The sequence below is a fragment of the Winogradskyella schleiferi genome (genome assembly GCF_013394655.1).
GTDB classification, from domain to species: domain Bacteria; phylum Bacteroidota; class Bacteroidia; order Flavobacteriales; family Flavobacteriaceae; genus Winogradskyella; species Winogradskyella schleiferi.
This window is the reverse complement of record NZ_CP053351.1, coordinates 601,125-619,405: the sequence shown is the minus strand read 5'-3', so window position 1 is coordinate 619,405 and position 18,281 is coordinate 601,125. Positions and strand designations below refer to the sequence as shown.

Genomic DNA, 18,281 nt, shown 5'->3' with positions numbered 1-18,281 from the left:
TTATCTGATTCATAGTATTTTCTATTCTTCTGATTAATGATTTAATTATAAAAGTATAGGTTATCTATAAACAGTGTTCCCGTAGGTGCATTAACGAAGATAATTTGTGCTAGATTTTGAGTACTGGCAAGTCCTATGAAATCAGATAATTCAATATCATAAGCAACCCATTGATTTGTTGCAGTAGCACCCAAATTAATTTCGTGTTCGGTATCATCACCTCCGCCAAAAGCACCATCCGCTCCAAAATCGACTAACTTAATTTTAAATTCATTTGCATCAGGAGACCATAGGTCTAGATGTAATGTTGTTGTGGCCGAGGCATCAATAATATTTGGCCCAAGAAATTCTAAGCCTGTAAAATTAAGATTGCTATATTTTAAAACATCGTTAGATGCTATGTTTTGTACAGCTAGGACAGAACCACTATCAAAATTATTAAGTCCATCGTTAGCCACATCAGTATAGGAGTCACTAAAAACTGAAATTACATTGTTGGCTACTTCATCTTCAGTTGGCGCTTCTGGAGCATCTGTAGGAGAAACAGGAATTCCGAAGAAATATATATTATCTAAGTAGAAATTACTCAATGACGAACCGTTAATGTTTTCATATATAATTAATCCGATGTTATCTCTATTAGCCAAGGTTAAAGGAAAATCAAATGACATCCATGTATTTGCTACAACTTGAGAGGAATTGACGAAAATTTGTTGTCTCGTATCATCGCCACCGCCATCAACTTGATCAGGACCAAAATTTACGACTGAAATTAAAAAGTCAAAATTTGCAGGTACACTACCTGGAATGTACATATCTATGTGTAGATTGTTTTTTTCTGTTGCATCGACCGTAGGATTAGCAAACTGATTTCCTACAAAATTAAAGTTTGTATAGTTTAAAATGTTATCTCCATTTACGTTAAAATCCGCCGATAATGTGGTTTGAAAAGGTTCCCAAAATCCATTGAAAAAATCAACAGGAACACTATCATAGTAGTCACTGTAAATTGAAGTTACATTACTCGGGTCTCTCGTAGGAGTTGGAGCCAAATCAAAATCACCCAACGAATTTATAGTCAAAGAGCCTTCTGCATCCATACCTCCTAAAGTAGCCGTGATAATTGATGTTCCAGCAGAATTGACAGTTACTACACCAGACTCATCAACTGACGCTACACTTGGATCAGAAGACGTAAAATCAAAATAGCTTGGCGCAGCTGCTACAGTGCGGTCTATGCCAGATGCTAAATTAAAGGTTTGAGTCAAACCTGTTAAAGGTATACTTACACTGGTGAAAGTATCCACCACCAAATCATTGCCATTTGAAATTGCAGGTCTTGGCTGTGCTACCGTACCTAACTTTTCGAATTTGATATCGTCAAACCATACGATATAGCCCAAACCATTAGTAGCTTGTGTACCAGTAGAATACCAAAAAACTCCGCGCTCCTCGTTTAGTTTAGAAGCATCTGGAATTGGAATTGTATATTTTGCCCAATTGGTTCCAATGCTAAAATTATTGGCAGTAACTAGATATTGATTATCTATAAAGTCTTGACCAAAACCAACCGCATCTAAACTAACGCCTTGAGATGCTTTAGCCCAAAAAGTAAGTGCATCAAAGCCAGATAAGTCTCTTCCTGCTCCATCTACCCTTAATATAGCACCAGCATAATTACCTGTGGGATCATTTGCATTTGGCACATCAATTCGATACGATGCTGAACTCTCATAGCCTTCATCATTGTCTACTGAGAACGCATCAAGTTTTGAACCTGCAAAAGGAAGGTAAAAATCGCTCCCCATACTTACGAAATTATCAGTAAATATTTCTCCTACCCTTGGAAATGTTGCTGGGACAGCATCATCTGTAAGGTCTCTTTCACATCCTAGCGTTAGGGTTAAAACCAACCCTAAAACTAAAGCTCTTCTAATTTTAATTAATCTTTTATTTTTCATTTTTATTTTTTTATTTTCCTATATTTATATGTATGTAGGTTCTAATCTCCCACTCAGAACCATCAGGAAATCCGACAGGACTTATAGGTGCTACTTCAAATTCTTCTGCTGCTAAAGGAGCATACCTTGGAGAATTAGCATCAAGGGAACGCCAAGTTCCTCTAATTCCAATTACTGTACTTGGTAAGATGAACCAATCTGGCTTTCCTAAAGATGTAGAAACATCCAACATTAACTGTACTGGAAACGTTAAGTTAAAATCTCTATGATAATCAAAAGGTCCCCAATCATTGATTTTCTGTGTGTATTGAAATTTCCATTTATTATAAATCATTCTAATATCACCACCAAAGCGTTTTATTAGTCTTGGTGAATCACCATTGGCTTGTCCATTTCCGTAATAGAAATTTCCGATGATGCCTAAATCTGGAGTTAACTTAGAAACCATTCTTGTATGCACCTCCCATAAGTCTTCAGCTGGTACTGAATTAGGAAATGCAAAAAATTGACGATTTGCTAAGAAACCAATATGTGCATCTTGTGTTGTTGGAAGATGACGGTAAACAAAACCTAGGTTCATTGCGAATTCAGCATCCTCAGCACGGTCGTTATCCCATTCGTACATCCAGGTCCCTGGTGTTGGATCAAAAGTAATAAGGATTTCACCGGCTGTTGTCTCTCTGTTACCTCTAACTGCAAATGGATCGTCAATAACATTTCTTAATCTTCCTGGAGCATCCACATCATTGGGCATGGCCTCTACCAATGGTTTTTGCCATAAAAAGTTGGGAGCGATTTGAAAATCTCCAACGGTATATGTTAATCCGGCAAGAACATTCGATTGGTTACCACTTCCGTTATCCTTTAATTTCCAACCAGTAAACGTTTGGGTCTGATCTGCGCCGGCATTAGCAACTAACCCCATAACAGCAGCTTGTGCATACGCGTTTATTTTTCCTCCTTGATAAGTAATTTTAGCCTTTCCACCCCAATTGTCTTCAGCTCTTACTTTGTCTACAAAAACACTGTAATTGCCTGGACCACCTGTAAAATCTTGAAATGAACTTCCGTTTAATGGGCTTCCTGCCCAAATTCCACCTACCGTTATTCCAAATTTACCAAAATCTCTTTCTACAGCAATTGTTGCTCTTTCCGTTGGAAAAGCAGGAATCACACCACTACGAACTTGGTTAATATCTAATATACGACGTCCGTTTTCATCAAATTGGATTTCTGTTTGAAGATCTCTATGATAAATACCAGTCACATCGAATTTTCCAAAAGTACGACTGTATTTTAATAGTGCTGTTGGGTTTGCTCCCCACCACAATTGAGGTCCGAACGCTGCTTTTAACCCTTCTAAATCCCCTTTAGCATCAACTTCAATACCTAAAATTTCACCACCATAGATATCTAAATTAGGCCCATAATTCGCTTCTGGATATAAACCAAAAAAGTCACCTTCATAACCCCAATGATAATGACCCGTACGATAGAAACCTCTTAAATCGAAATCTTTAGCGTTCCATTCAAATTCTGCATTGTATACATTAACGCGATTGATATCGCTAACCACAACTTGTTGGTTATTTCCATCAAGGGACGTGACAGGTCTTGCCCTGTTTTCGTAAAAAATTTCATCTATAGGATTTTCGGCTACTTTACCAATAACGTTAAAGTTTACATTAGCTCTCATATTTGAAGAAGGTTTACCTTCAATCCCCACGAAATAAGATTGCATGTGGTCAAAACCTAATTGATTTGGAAAAGTATCGCTATTCGCATCTGCATTATCTGGAGTAGTTATAAGGCTTCCACCAGTATTAAACGTTGTGAACTTCGCCGTTAACTGACTAATACGTATTTTCTCACTACCGCCTAATGCGGCTTTATCACCTCTTGCTCTTAGAACACCATCCATTAAATTAATATTGGAAAAATAATTGATAATAAAATCAGCAGTCACATCTTCATCATATGGGTTGAGTTGATGTGCTTCTTTTAGCGAATAGTACGCAGAACGTGGATATAAGGTATATAATCCTCTCTCATTAGTTGGTCCTTTTGCACAGATCCCAAACCACTCTTCATTCATGTTATTACTTCCACCTTTTGTATCTAAGTAATACCCTCCATTAGCCCACGAAGCTCCAGTATCATGTATGTCTAAATTTTTTGTCTGACCTAATTTCCACCAGCCATCACTAAATTGAAATGTAAACCCACCTATAGAATTACCAGCCTTGCCTAATCCAGCAGCATTTTGGTAAATTTCTTTCCAATTTTCTACCATAAAGAAAGCTTGCATTTTTTGGTCCTCCTGATTTTCTAAAGCATTGAAGGCATCGGCCCCAAACTCTGTAAACAAAATTGGCATGTTCAATTCCTTTTTAACTCTTTCAAAAGCATCACCAAATGATTTCCCACGGTACATGTTTGTACCATAGATATCTACATCTTTACATTCTTCGGCTACAATCTCTGAGAATAATAAATCCCCATTACAGATTGCTATAGGATGGGACGGATCAATTGACTTCATTTTGATAGCCGCATCATTCATAAGTTTATACATTGGTCTTCCGCGCTTTTCTCCAACTTCCCTTTTCTGATCTTCTTCATCAGGAAAATCCTCTGTTTCAGCTCCTGCCCAAAATAAACCGTAGTTATTTTCATTTCCTAATAAAAATAATAGTAATCCAGGAGTATCCTTATAAGTTTCAGCTAACTCGGTAATCTCATCCATTAATAATTTTTGAGTGGCTTCGTCTCTATAATCTGTAACAGGAACCCAAGCACCATTGAGCGTTAAACCATAACGTCCAAACGAATGATTAAGCATCGTATAAATACCGTAGTTTTCATAAATATAAGTGATCCATTTAGGCTGAATACCTGTATACTGCCTAATTGCATTTACGCCCATGTTCTTTAACAACGACATTTCAGCATCTAGCGCAGCTTTGATAATATCATCTGATTGCTTCCATAGACTGTAATTGTAATTTGTACCTATTGGTACGTAGTCCCAATTCATACCATTAATCATAAAATCTTCGCCATTGACAACCAATTTCATTCCTTCATTATTATTTATTACTGACACCTTATCAGCTTGACAAAATGCGGGAATAACAACGAGCATGAATATTAGACTCAAAAAGTTATTTCTCATAATCTTAATTATTTTTAAAAGTTTAGCAGCTCCTAATAACGAAGCAATTTAGAATTCGATAAATTTAAAATTAAAAAATTAGGATATTCACAAAAACACCTATACAAAAGTTATACAATAGAACATTTTTATCTAAAAGAATAGATTAGCTTAAGACACTTACTCTACATTTAGAAAGCTATAAGACTACTATAAATTCTATAACTAAGTCCAAGATTTCTAATATTAACGCATCTTATTCAGCTATTAGAATAAATCCCCAATCAAATTCACCATTCCCATCTGTGGATCTTACAGTCATTTCGTTTGCAGAACGACTTTCTATAATGTAAGTATGATCACCACCAATATAGTATCCTAAAAACCCTATACCAGTAAGGTTTAAAGTTTCTACACCACCAGGTCCTGTAAGAAACCATTGTTCAGAATAATCGAAGTAAGGATAATTTTCAATATCTGCGCCATTTGCTGTAGCATCTTGAGGTGCCGGACCATTTAATTCATCTATTAAGTTCTCACGACCAAAAACGGTACCATCAGTATTCAAATCTGGATCATCATTTGTATTATCTGTGATATGTGTAAAGGTACCATCAATATTAAAGATATATCTATCGTCATACATTCCAACACCAGCTTTATCTTCAGGTGGAGCACTAAAAAAGCCATTTAGATCACCTCCAATGGCTCCTAAACCAAAGTGCCCAGGGGCCTCACTTTTAATTCGCCATGTTCTAGAACTATTTGCCGTCAACATTGTTATTAAATCAGCTGGCGGCTCATAAGTTGAAAGCACCTCTACTTCAATCGTTTTACTAGTTGAAGCACCACCTGTACCGAATGCAATTACAGTTACAGAATAGGTATTTAAGCCCAATATTGAAAAATTATAAGATTGAGCACCAGCAGGTGCTGAACTTACACTACCATTATAACTGTATTGAAATGAAATTACATTATCCGCAGTAGTAATAAAATTAACAATTCCACTACCATCGCCATTGGGATTATCTGCATCTGCACCTTGTATATCAACATCAATTTGAATATTTGTTGGTGCAGTAATGTCACCAAACTCAATATCATCATCTTGACATCCCGTAATTACTACCATTGAGAATAAACTCAATACTATATATTTTAAATTTTTCATGTTTAAATTTTCATTAATTTTTAACCAATTTATATTGCCAGAACACTCCTGAACCCGTACCTGACTCTATATATACATCCATTACCGTATTGTTTTCTGACAATGTTACATTATAAATTATCGATGAAGGAACAGCTACATTCGGAAGTTCTCCTTGATTATTTGCCTTTGGTATACCTATATAAGCACCAGTTCCATCTATCAATAAGGTTCCGGCTGTTTCATCATAAACATAAGAAGCTTGGGCAGTACCGTCATAAGGAGCTACTGGTGAACCACATGTATCTGTGCCACCTTGCCATCCTTCTATCCAAGTCTCAGCACCAAGCACATTTGTAAATGATCCATCTGCTCCAAAAACAAAAGTATCATCGAAATAACAGGCTCTTGCTGCGACACAAGCATCGTCACAACCAAACCACGTTACATCACCAACTGCAGGTCCAACGCCTAATGAGCCAGACTCTTGCGACATTGACCAAGATCCTTCTAAAGGAGAAACATCAGCTTCTTTGACTAATTTATATTGCCAGAAGACTCCGCTACCCGCTTCAATTGTAACGTTCATCACCGTATCGTCTTCAGAAAGTAAAATATCATATGTAATAGCGCTAGGAACAGCTACATTAGGCAACTCGCCTTGGTTATTGGCTTTTGGCAACCCTATATATGCGCCTTCCCCATTTAGTGTAAGTTGTCCAGAACTAACGTCATAGCTATAAGTTGCAATTGCCGATCCATCATACGGAGCAACTGGTGCGCCACATGAATCTGATCCGCCTTGCCATGGCTCAATCCAGCTTTCTGTACCCAAATTATTTATAAATGTTCCATCTACTCCAAACACATAAGTATCATCAAAATAGCATGCCCTTTGCGCAACACAAGCGTCATCGCAGGCAAACCACTGTGTATCGCCAGGCGTAGGTCCAACTCCCAACGAACCAGCTTCGGGTGCCATTTTCCAAGTCCCTACAAAAGGTGGTGGTCCTGTTGGTGTTTTCCAGAAATAAAGATTATCAATAAAAACAGTACCACTTCCTACAAATTTAAACTGTAATAAGTCATTTACTGGTAAGCCTTGATTTGTAAAATCCTCCATGGGAATATCAAAACTGTTCCATTCATTAGGCACTAAAGCTTTTGTAACAAACCTTTCATCTGCAGGTTGTACACCATTTGGTAATGGATAAATATCTATAGTAGTTGCGTCTGGTGTCCAAATATCTATATGAAGCATTTCCATACCAGATGCATCAACCGCTGCACCTATGTTAATACCTTGATAATTGAGATTGCTATACTGTATCATGGCATCACCATTTAAATCAAATGGTGTATATACAGTAGATTGCCCCCAATTAGGGAAGAAATCTGTATTCGGAATATCAGTGTAAGCATCACTAAAAATAGAGATAACATCCTCATCATTACGAGATGGTGGTGTACTTGCGGACACAATTGGCGCAAGAATTTCAGTCACTTCAAAATCCACCTCGGTATACGTTGTAGTTTCTATAGCTGAACCCATTGCTTCTACAGTAATTGTGTAGGTTCCGGCTTCCAGGTAATCGAATGAAACGGTATCTCCAATATTACCAACTATAGGCTCACTGCCTGATTCCCCAAAATCAACTTCAAAACTCATAGCGAATTCTGCGGTTGCCGTAACGTTTACACGTTTAGAGAAAGCAGGATCATTTTCTATAGTTACCATAAGATTTTGTGGCGCCTGAAAAGAAACTACAAGTTCTTGTTCTATTTGTGTTGTTTTACCATTAACAGCAGTAGCTAAAGCGACAACAGTGTAAGTTCCTTCTTCAAAAACATTATCCACACTTTCACCTGGCAACAATTCTACAGAGGTATTAGCTGCATCACCATAAGCGATGTCAAATTTGGTAGCGCCGACGGCCGTAGGTGTAATTGTAACAAGACCAGAATTGTCTTGGGTTGTTCTAAAATCTAATACAATGTCGCTTGGTGCATCCGCATTTTGCAAATATTGCGTGTCTCGTTCGTCAGACTCACAACCTATGAAGGCCACAAGAACAAGACTCACTAAAATTAATCTTATATTTTTCATTTTCTTTTTTTTTAATAATTTGGATTTTGTTCCCATTGATTTCCAGCTAATTGGATTTCAATTAAAGGTATTGGAAATACTTCATTCTTACCAGTTTGGAATCCGTCAATTTCTGAAGCAGCTCTACCTGTTCTTACTAAATCGAAGAAACGATGACCTTCACCTACTAACTCAACTCTACGCTCATGGTATATTGCTTCTGTTAATGCACTTCCTGTGGCTGAGACGTTATTATCAGCGTTTCCGAACGCACGCTCTCGTACACGGTTTAGGTACATTTGAGCCCTATCATCACTAATACCTCCTCTATTAAGCGCTTCCGCAGCCATTAATAGGACATCTGCAAATCTAATTGCTCGGTAATTATTAGGATTGGTTAAATTCGCATCTCCAATATTGGCGTCTCCTTGTCTTGAGATATACTTTCTATTATAATAACCTGTATGCTCATAACCAGTGCTATAAGTAGCACCAGTATCGGCAGCCCAAGCATCTATATCTAAAATAGCGGTTTCCAATCTCATATCACCTTCTTCAAACTCGTCTACAACTTCCTGTGTTGGAACATTGAAACTAAAGCCAGATTCAAACAATGGGCCATTATAGCCTCTAATACCATTAAACCCTACCGCAACATTTCCTTCACTACATTGCAGACAGCCAAAGCCTGCGCCCTCAAGATCTGTATATTGAACTTCGAAAACTGATTCTATATTATTCTCGTTATCGTTTTCAAACATGGTACTATAATCTGAGATTAGATCATAAGGTCCATTATCTATAACATCCTCTAAAACTGCCGCAGCTTCAGCAAATTTATCCTGGAAAAGATAGACTTTACCCAATAAAGCTTGCGCAGCCCCTTTGGTAATTCTACCTGCCTGAGATTGTACATATGGTAAATTGTCTGCCGCATAAATTAAGTCTAACTCTATTTGTGCATAGATCTCAGCCTTTGGTGTTCTAGGAATTGAAAATTGATCTCCAAATTGGATACGTGTATCCACAGCAAACGGGACATCACCAAACCATTTTACCAATTCAAAGTAATAATAGGCTCTTAAGAATCTGGTTTGCGCCAAAACTCCTGCTTTTCCTGGAAAGTCCGTTTTATCTTGAAATTCCATGATGTAATTAGCTCTATAAACACCTGCATACATCCATTGCCAAATAGACCTCAATTGAGCGTTAATAGGCGTATGGATCATATCATCGATTTGCTGAAACCCAGGCACATCATTCGCGTTTTCTCCACCAGCCAATGTATTATCTGATGCTATTTCACCAAGTAAAACGTTTAAGTAGGTTGCCTGCAATAAATCGTATGCTCCAATTAGGGCATCTTGGTAATCTTCTTCCGAATTGAAAAAATCTTCAGAATTTTCATTGTTTGAATCTATATCTACGAAGTCGTCACTGCATGAAGCCATGACAAACAATGCTATAAAAACGTATATTATTTTTAAATTTTTCATGGTTCTATTAAAATTTTAAGTTCATTCCTACTAAATATGTTCTTGGATTAGGGTAGAATCCATAATCGATTCCACTACCTATGGCATTACTGCTCCCTGTATCTGAGTTAAAACCAACAGAAGTGGTTGGGTCATAACCCGTATATTCCGTTAAGGTAAACAAGTTAGTTACCGAGACATAAAATCTTAACTTATTAAAACCCCATTTTTCAGATGCATCAGGCGACACTGAATAGCCCAATTGTACATTTTGTAATCTTAAATAAGAGCCGTCCTCTACATAAAAATCCGAAAACAAAGTGTTATTTGTTGCTCCTGTTGTGACTCTTGGAAACGTATTACTTGTTCCTTCACCCGTCCAACGGTTTAAATATTGAATGCTTCTATTTGTTAAAGGAAGGTTTCTTTCGTAATTCCTTACGATATCATTACCAATAGATGCAAAGGCATAAGCTCCGAAATCGAAATTATAAAAATCGAAAGACAGATTTAATCCCATTGTAATATCTGCTATTGGATCTCCGATATAGGTCTTATCCAAATCATCAATAACACCATCTTCATTAATATCTACAAAAATTAAATCACCTGGTTGTGTATTGTTGTTAAGTATTGGTGAATTATCTATTTGTGCTTGATTCTGAAAAATACCATTAGTTTTAAAACCTCTAAAATAACCAATAGGCTGACCGGCTTCCATACGAGATGGTGCTTCTTGACCAATACCAAATGCACCTCCTGGCACAAATCCGCCTTCTTGACTAACTGAAACAACATTGTTATCAAGAGCAGTCACATTATATTTTAAGTTGAATTTAAAATTATCGCTCAATTGCTCTGAATAGCCAAGGGAAAATTCGAATCCTTTATTATCAACAACACCTGCATTTATAATTGGTGGTGAAGAACTTGGTGCACCTACACCAATAAGACCTGAAGCGTCGGGTTGCACCAAAAGATCATTTGTGCGCTTATTAAAATAATCCATAGTCACATCCACCTTATTGTCCCAAAAACGCATGTCTAAACCAATATTAAAAGTTTCTTGTTGTTCCCATTGTATTTCTGGATTTGATATTCTTCCCGCAGCAGCACCAAAAACCAATGTATTATCAAATACATAAGTCGCTTCGCCGTCTAAAACCGAGACGTACCCAAAAGGACCAATTCTATCATTACCCAAAATACCATAGGAAACCCTAAGTTTTAAAAAGTCAAGAAACTTACTGTCTTCCAAAAAATCTTCGTCTGACGCTATCCACCCAATAGAACCAGATGGAAAGAAACCAAATTTATTATTAGGACCAAAATTTGTTGAGCCATCACGTCTTATTACTGCAGATAATAAGTACTTCCCTTTATAGTCGTATTGTACTCTTGCAAAATAGGATAGTAACCTTTGATCAAAACTAAGATCATTTCCATTAGGGTTATTATTCTGGAATCGTGTAGCATCTTCTAAGTTAGCGTTCCCAATATAATTATCCCTAATTCCAAAGCCCGTAAAACTTATGAAATCACCGCTCGTTTTAAATACAGAGGTCCCTAATAATACATTTAAGTTATGACGGTCGTTAAAACTATTCTCGTATTTAACAAACGCATCAAATGTATAGTCCCTAAAAAACGACCTACCTTCATAAACCGTATTATTATCTGAATCTTCGTTTCGTCTTAAATCAAATACTTTATCATTGGTCCCTATAATTCCGTAATCAACAAAAGGCGAGAACGAATTACTAGTTACTTTAGCATAATTGAATTGATAACTAGCCTGCGCCGTAAAATGCTCTAAAAATTTATAGGACAGGTTAATATTTCCATTTATTCTATCTACTAAACCAATGTTATAGGTATTTTCTATTTGCTTAACAGGATTTACGACCTCAAAACCAAGATTTTCAGCAGAACCGTTTGGCGCTATAGTCGGCGCCATATTAAGGGCATTAAATAATACCGAACCTATTCCTGTTTCAGGAAGGGTTCTTCTAACGGTATGTGTCCAAGTTAAACCAGCGCTTAACTTTAAATCTTTAATTAAATCCACGCTATAGCTGCCTCGTTGGGTCAATCTTGTAAATTTTGATTTATTACCACCTACAATACCATTTTGGCTTAAGAATGAATTACTTACAGCATAAGTAGACTTTTCTCCACCTCCTTTTAAGGTTATAGCATTACTGTAAATTGGCGCACGATTCTCAAAAACTTGATCTTGCCAATCTGTACCTTGGCCTAATCCAGATACATCTGGAAAATCCAATGGGTCACCATTGGCTGCAAATGACTCATTCAGTAATAGCCCATACTCAGTTGCATTTAACATCGGCAGCTTTCGTGTCGTTTCTTGAAAACCTCCATAACCATTATATTCAATAGTAAGAGGCATATTTTTTCTACCCGATTTTGTAGTAATAAGAATCACGCCATTTGCAGCTCTTACGCCATATATACCAGCAGTTGCATCTTTTAAGATATTTATGGTCTCAATATCATTTGGATTAATGACACTTAAATCTTCCACAACCGTTCCATCCACTAAAATTAAAGGTCTTGAATCTCCATTGGTTGAGACACCTCGAATACTAATTGTTGAAGCAGAACCTGGCGAACCTGAATTTGAAACAATATTTACACCAGCCACCTGGCCTTGCAACGCTTGCTCTATTCTTGTGGGTTTCAAAGTTTCAACGGTTTCACTAGAAACTACGGCTACAGCACCAGTAATTTCCTTTTTTGTCTGTGTTCCATATCCAATAACCACCACTTCTTTTAACGATTCCGAATCCTCCACTAAGGAAATAGACAACGGCTGGCTATCAACAATTTTAATTTCCTGGGTTACGAATCCCAAATAAGAAACAACCAGCACTGAATTAAGCGGTACATCATTTAAAGTGAAATTTCCATCAAAATCTGTTGATGCCCCTTTAGAAGTGTTTTTAAGAATTACATTTACACCAGGCAAAGGTTGTCCCGAAGATGCTTCTGTAACAGTACCAGAAACATTTAAATTTTGCGCATAAGCTGTAATTGAAAAAATAAATGCCGCGAGCGCTAAAAATTTTATTTTCATGTTCTTGTTTTTATTCTATTGTAAAGACGTATAATGATCGTTTTGCATAATCATTGTTGGAAATAAAACGTTTAACATACTAATCTTTACAATTAATTGATTAGATAATGCAACTTATAAAAAAGGGTTGAGGATTTAATAAATTAATACCATACAAAAAACATACAAAATAAAAATTAATCCTTTTTTTTGTCAATACAACAATTAAGTGCCTTTGATTTTGAGCAATTCTCTAATATCGAGGATAATTAACAGGATTTAACATTTCTAACTTAAAACTATTAAAAACTGCATTTGTATGGGTTTTGTATAGGTTTATAACGAAGTTGTATAGGTGCTATAACTCAATTATGTAATTAGACAAACTCTGCTCATGGTCTAATTCCATCTTTTTACGCAAACGATAGCGTTTAACCTCAACACTTTTATGAGAGATATTTAACAATGGGGCAATTTCCTTAGATGAAAGGTTTAATCTTAAGTACGCACATAATCTTAAGTCATTAGGCGTAATGGATGGGTGAAGTGTTTTTATTTTTTTCATGAAATCCTTATCGACATTATTGAAGGCTTCCTCAAACAATTCCCAATCATTGGTGTCGTTTATACTTGAATTAATAAGCTTAACTACTTTTCCAACTTCATTTAATGATTTGCTTTTAGAAAGTTCGCTCTTAATATTACCTAACAGTTCATTTCGCTTTACCAAGTTCATGGTGGCCATACCGAGCTCTCTGTTCTTGTTTTCAATATCTTGTTGTAAATTTTTATTTTTAAACTGTATTAACTGGCGTTGGTTTTCTAATTGCTCTAACTTTAATTGTCTTTCTTTCTTTTTAATGAGTTTCTGTTGCTCCTTTTTGTAATGCTTTCTGTTGAAATAATAGAGTATAAAGATAAACAGTAGGGCAGCAACAAAATATGAAATAATTGCCAATGGTTTAAGGAACCATGGCTTTTCTATGGTAAAATCATAGGACAATACATTGTTAGATAAAATGCCTCCAGTAATTGCTCTTGCCTGAAAAGTGTAATCGCCATGAGGTAAATTCTCAAATAAGATTTCACCATCGTTTGACCACTCGCTCCAATAATCATAAATTCCCAATAATCGATACTGATACTTTGACCTCGAAAGCTCGTCAAAACTAGGAGTACTATACCTAAACCGAATGATGTTATTTTTATTTTTTAATTCAATCGGCTGGCTAGTGTCAAAAGAAACAAACTCCTTTCGCAAAGAGGTGTATGAAGCACTATTTAAGTATAGTCTTTTGGCCTCTTTCTTTAACTTATTTATATGTATTACAAGATACCCTTCCGTATTCCCTACTAAATAAGTGTCTTTTTCTAAATGCAGTACATTTTCAAAATCTGATTTAGTTTTACGTATATTATGTGGGATTTCTATCACATTACCTTGCAAATCATTGGTCAGTTTACCTGGCTCTACATAAATGATTTCATTTTTTGTAAAACCCCAAAACTTATTCTGTACTTCATCATTTATTAACTTGCCAGATATATATTTTTCTTCACTAAATAAGGCACTTAAAACACTATCCTTTTTAAAAGATTCTGAGCTAGAATCGAAACGAAAAACACCATTTTTAAAGCTATAAAAAATAGTTCCATTGTATTTTACGATACTAGACTTTATGCCCTTTTCTATCTTGAGTTTTTCAACATTATTTACTTTATAAAATGTACTGTCTATATCTATTTTATAAACCCCCTTATGCTCATGACTAACCAGTATTTTATTCTGATCGAAGAATTCAAAGTATCTAGAAGAGATATCAAAACCTTCAACTTTATTTCTAAACCTCCATTGATTATTTTCCCTTTCCAAAATATTTAACCCTTTATAATTACCTTGCAGCAATAAGTTAGGGTTCCCTTTTATTTCTTTGATATTCCAAGTACCTAATTCTGTTGAAATTTGTTCAGCAATAGTATCATTTATTACAAACGTACCTTTATCATGACCACAAAAAAGACTTCCTTGAATATACTTTAAATTCCACACCTGTCCTTGAGTGTTTTCTATGAATCTATATTTCCCGTTAGAATCGATTGTTTTATAAAATAGACCATGGTTAGTTCCTAAGTACAAATTATCATCAACCTTGGCCGCACAATAGACCGTACCTAAAACACCTTGTTCATCATTGTAAACTTTGTATGGTGATGTTAAATTCATAACATTAATACCATTGTCTAAACCCAACCAAACATTACCATCATTGTCTTCTTTAATCGATAGAACAGTGTTATTACTAAGACCATTGGATTGGTCGATTTCCAATATTACTTTTCCCTTACTATCCAATTGAATAACGCCATTAGAAATAGTTCCTATTATAAAACTACCATCTTTTAATCTCGTACTACTATATACGCTCACACGGGATAACAATTCGTCGGCCTCAATATCCCATTTGGTCAAATTGTTATTTTCAAACTTATAAAACCCATTCTCTATAGTTTGAAGAAGCAGGCTTTTATCAAATTCATAAATATTAACTAGCTCAATGTCTTTAATAAGTTCAGATTGAATTATCAAGTGCCCACTTCCATTTATAATTTCCATAACTCCCTCTCCTAATTTCTGAAAATATATAGATTCATTGCGTTCATTTGCCTTATTGATTCCTAATTCAGAATCTATTATCTCAAACTTTTCATTGGCTATATTATAAATATAAATACGCTCTAAAGATTGAAATAAAACATAACCTTCGATTTCTGTGATATCCCAAAATTCCTCATCTTCTATAATTGAGAAATTCTGATTTTCAGTGAGCGACTTATAAATGAGTTCGTTATACTTGTTTTTTGTCCAATATCCAAAATCCATATATCCTCCAGTGTATACCCTATCTCCAACGATCTTAACTGACCTTAAGATGCTTTCGTTTGGCGAATGATATAATTCCCAAGACGCACCATTATATTGAAGCAATCCTTTATTGTTCGCTATATAAATGAAATTGTTATCGGCTTGAGTTATGGACCAGTTCTGATCTTCCGCACCATAATCTTGTGGTGTAAATATTCTAATTGGCGGATTCTCCTGTGCATTGAATTTTACACTAAAAAATAGTGCAATGATTAAAATACAAAAGCCGGTTTCACTTTTATAAAAAGTAGACATAAAAAAATATAATTGTTGTTGTAAGATGCTGTTAAGGTAGTAATTTTTTCAACAAACTGTATTTACTAGGTTAGAGATCAATATTGAAAGACGATGTATAGTTAAATTAAACCGATGAACAGGCCAGATAATCTTTTTAAAATGAGCTATAAGTAGCAGAAACCCAGTACTAAAATCCTCAATTTTAAAAAAAAGTCATTGCTTAATTATTTTTGATATATTTGACCAATCACTAATTCTAAATTTTATTATGAAAAACACATTATCACTAGCGTTCATCTTTTTGTTTTCTACAATAGTTTTCGCTCAAAAAATGAAAGTTGCTGAAGGCAATTTTGATTTCATTGAAAGTAACCAAGCCATTAATGTTGAGTTTGATTACAGCAACTTGAAAATCAATAAGGATAATCTCACTGAGGAAGAATATGTCGCAGAAAGAACTGCAGACCTAGAGGAAAAATCAAAAGGGAAAGGAAAAACATGGGCGAAAAAATGGGAAGCTAGTAGAGAATTAATCTATGCACCAAAATTTTTAGAGCTCATGAATAGAGATTTAGCTGAAGATAAAGGCATGTCTTTCGAAGAAGGCCTTACGGATGCTAAGTACACGCTTGTTGTAGAAGTTGTTTGGATATATCCAGGGTATAATGTTGCCGTAATGAGGCAACCTGCAAAATTAACTACGTTATTAAAGTTTGTTGAAACTGCAAATAGAGATAATGTTCTATTAGAAATCACTAGTAAGCACGCACCTGGCAATAGATATGGTGGCACTTTTAGTAACGAAGATCGTATTGGAGAAGGCTTTGCGAAAACAGGCAAGAGCTTATCTAAATTAATAATGAAAAAAGCATTCTAATCTTTAGATTAGAGGTTTTTCAAAAAAAGTGTGTAGTTTAGTTTTATAAATTACTCACTTTTTCGTTTTGTTCCATGTTGATGATATGGGCCAAAGTTTTAACAAGTCTATGATGGTTTTTCACAAAAGGATTAGTTTGATCCCACACATAGCCTGCTAATACCGCACAAATCTGCTTTTTTACTTCAGGGTTTTCTGGTCGGTGAAAAAACAAGGTTTGTAAATTCCCTGTATACCATTCTTTTACATAGGTAGAAAAAACGTTAACACCACTTTTTATGTAATCTGAATAGTCCACTTCCCAATCAACGGCTTCATTTTGTAAGGATTTGGTAATTAACTTTGCTGCCTTCAATGCTGATTCTGTTGCAAATGTAACACCAGAAGAAAATACGGGATCTAAAAACTCAGCGCTATTTCCTGTTAATACATACCCATTTCCGTATAGTTGTTTAACCGACTTGGAATAATTAGTAATTTCAACAGGACTAAATGAAAAGTCCACCTCCTCAAAACGTTCTCTGTAATAAGAGGATAATTTTAACATTTCCGTTAATTTTTCTGAAGACGTTCCTTCGAATGATTCTATAAATTCCGTCGGACCGACAAAACCTATACTTGTTATGCCGTTAGAAAACGGAATTACCCAAAACCACAATCTCGTATCGAGAACATCAAATGTAATCCTTGTACCTTCCCATCCCTCTGGACGCTTAACATCTTTTACATGTGTAAATATCGAAGATTGGTTAAGCAATTCGGAAGGTTTGTCCAAATCAAGAAGTCTTGGCAGAACTCTGCCATAACCACTAGAATCTATAATAAATTTTGCTCCAATTTTGTTGATCTCACCATCCTTGTTTTTAATGGTCGTTATTGAACTTCCATCAGCGTTAAAATCTACACCAACAACCTCTTCTTCAAACGCAATATCCACACCGCGTTTTAATAGTTCATCAGTAAGGGTTTTATCAAAATCGGCTCGTGGAACTTGCCAGGTCCAATCCCAACCGTCAGTGTGTTTTTTACTAAAGTCGAAATTACAAACAACATCGCCTCTTAAAAATCGAGCGCCCTCTTTGCGCTCAAACCCTTGGTCTTTTAAACATGTCAACAAACCCACTTCTTCAAAGTGATCCATGCAGCGTGGCAATAAGCTTTCGCCGATAACAAACCTTGGAAATTTATTTTTTTCAACGACTTTAACAACGATACCATTGTTATTTAAATAAGAAGCGGCAACACACCCTGAAGGTCCTGCACCAATAATTAAAACATCGACATTTGTATTACTCATAATCTTAATGGTATATGTCTATAAAATTAATGATTTTTAAAT

Annotated in this window: 9 protein-coding genes; 1 reads left to right on the top strand and 8 read right to left on the bottom strand. The window is 35.6% G+C overall.

From position 1 onward, the window contains the following. Window positions 1–41 precede the first annotated feature (41 nt). From HM990_RS02685 to HM990_RS02655, 7 genes are all read right to left on the bottom strand, one after another. Window positions 42–1,961: an Ig-like domain-containing protein gene (locus HM990_RS02685; protein ID WP_178987461.1), complete on the bottom strand. Its 1,920-nt coding sequence runs from the start codon at window positions 1,959–1,961 to the stop codon at window positions 42–44. Between the two features lie 10 nt (window positions 1,962–1,971). Further along, the gene (locus HM990_RS02680; protein ID WP_178987460.1) at window positions 1,972–5,136 is read right to left on the bottom strand and encodes a glycoside hydrolase family 2 TIM barrel-domain containing protein; all 3,165 of its coding nucleotides are present in this window, start codon (window positions 5,134–5,136) and stop codon (window positions 1,972–1,974) included. 235 nt (window positions 5,137–5,371) lie between these two features. Then, entirely contained in the window at window positions 5,372–6,289 is a 918-nt protein-coding gene (locus HM990_RS02675; RefSeq protein ID WP_178987459.1) for a glucan endo-1,3-beta-D-glucosidase, read from the bottom strand. Window positions 6,290–6,302: 13 nt separating this feature from the next. Beyond that, entirely contained in the window at window positions 6,303–8,375 is a 2,073-nt protein-coding gene (locus HM990_RS02670) for a hypothetical protein (RefSeq protein ID WP_178987458.1), read from the bottom strand. 11 nt (window positions 8,376–8,386) lie between these two features. Next, entirely contained in the window at window positions 8,387–9,850 is a 1,464-nt protein-coding gene (locus HM990_RS02665; RefSeq protein ID WP_178987457.1) for a RagB/SusD family nutrient uptake outer membrane protein, read from the bottom strand. A gap of 7 nt (window positions 9,851–9,857) precedes the next feature. Beyond that, entirely contained in the window at window positions 9,858–12,926 is a 3,069-nt protein-coding gene (locus HM990_RS02660; RefSeq protein WP_178987456.1) for a SusC/RagA family TonB-linked outer membrane protein, read from the bottom strand. A gap of 337 nt (window positions 12,927–13,263) precedes the next feature. Continuing rightward, complete coding sequence (locus HM990_RS02655) at window positions 13,264–16,083, bottom strand: triple tyrosine motif-containing protein (protein ID WP_178987455.1); 2,820 nt, start codon at window positions 16,081–16,083, stop codon at window positions 13,264–13,266. Window positions 16,084–16,333: 250 nt separating this feature from the next. Here HM990_RS02655 and HM990_RS02650 point away from each other — a divergent pair, with 250 nt between their 5' ends. Next, window positions 16,334–16,942, top strand: a complete 609-nt coding sequence (locus HM990_RS02650) for a hypothetical protein (protein WP_178987454.1) — start codon at window positions 16,334–16,336, stop codon at window positions 16,940–16,942. Between the two features lie 43 nt (window positions 16,943–16,985). Here the strand turns inward: HM990_RS02650 and HM990_RS02645 are convergent, their stop codons facing one another. Further along, window positions 16,986–18,239 (bottom strand): NAD(P)/FAD-dependent oxidoreductase, encoded by a 1,254-nt coding sequence (locus HM990_RS02645; protein ID WP_178987453.1) that lies wholly within the window; start codon window positions 18,237–18,239, stop codon window positions 16,986–16,988. Window positions 18,240–18,281 lie beyond the last annotated feature (42 nt).

Coding starts and splice junctions, on each gene's coding strand:
- HM990_RS02685 (WP_178987461.1), bottom strand. CDS start 1,961: ATGAAAAATAAAAGATTAATTAAAATTAGAAGAGCTTTAGTTTTAGGG.
- HM990_RS02680 (WP_178987460.1), bottom strand. CDS start 5,136: ATGAGAAATAACTTTTTGAGTCTAATATTCATGCTCGTTGTTATTCCC.
- HM990_RS02675 (WP_178987459.1), bottom strand. CDS start 6,289: ATGAAAAATTTAAAATATATAGTATTGAGTTTATTCTCAATGGTAGTA.
- HM990_RS02670 (WP_178987458.1), bottom strand. CDS start 8,375: ATGAAAAATATAAGATTAATTTTAGTGAGTCTTGTTCTTGTGGCCTTC.
- HM990_RS02665 (WP_178987457.1), bottom strand. CDS start 9,850: ATGAAAAATTTAAAAATAATATACGTTTTTATAGCATTGTTTGTCATG.
- HM990_RS02660 (WP_178987456.1), bottom strand. CDS start 12,926: ATGAAAATAAAATTTTTAGCGCTCGCGGCATTTATTTTTTCAATTACA.
- HM990_RS02655 (WP_178987455.1), bottom strand. CDS start 16,083: ATGTCTACTTTTTATAAAAGTGAAACCGGCTTTTGTATTTTAATCATT.
- HM990_RS02650 (WP_178987454.1), top strand. CDS start 16,334: ATGAAAAACACATTATCACTAGCGTTCATCTTTTTGTTTTCTACAATA.
- HM990_RS02645 (WP_178987453.1), bottom strand. CDS start 18,239: ATGAGTAATACAAATGTCGATGTTTTAATTATTGGTGCAGGACCTTCA.